Here is a 374-nt window from a genome sequence, read left to right on the forward strand (position 1 = left end):
CAGAGCCCTGCTGCGACCCCTCTCCCCGCCGCCCGAGCCGCAGGATGCGTTCTCCCGGACCCCGGAGTTCGCCCTCGACCCCCAGGGCAGGGCCGACCGGACCTGCCCGGACCACCCGTCCATCCGCAACACCCCCGGCGGCGCCTGCGCCGTCTGCGGCGGCCCCTGCCGCACCCACCCCGGTGAGGCCGTGCACCCGTTCACCGCCGCCCGCCGCGGCGGCACGCTCGAACGGCTCTTCGGCCCGCCCGACGTCGACGAACGGTTCACCGCCCCCAAATGCGACAACGAACGCTGCAACCCCGACCGGGCCTCGCCCCGCTACCGCACCGTCATCCGCCTCACCCCCGACGGCGAACCCATCGCCGCCCCCT

General features: G+C 76.2%; 1 pseudogene. It reads left to right on the forward strand.

The window, feature by feature from the left end:
* Nucleotides 1-374, forward strand: a pseudogene (locus ACJOT3_RS34695) (hypothetical protein); the annotation flags it as partial.

Origin of the sequence: Nocardiopsis protaetiae, assembly GCF_045446735.1 — a bacterium.
Lineage (GTDB): Bacteria > Actinomycetota > Actinomycetes > Streptosporangiales > Streptosporangiaceae > Nocardiopsis > Nocardiopsis protaetiae.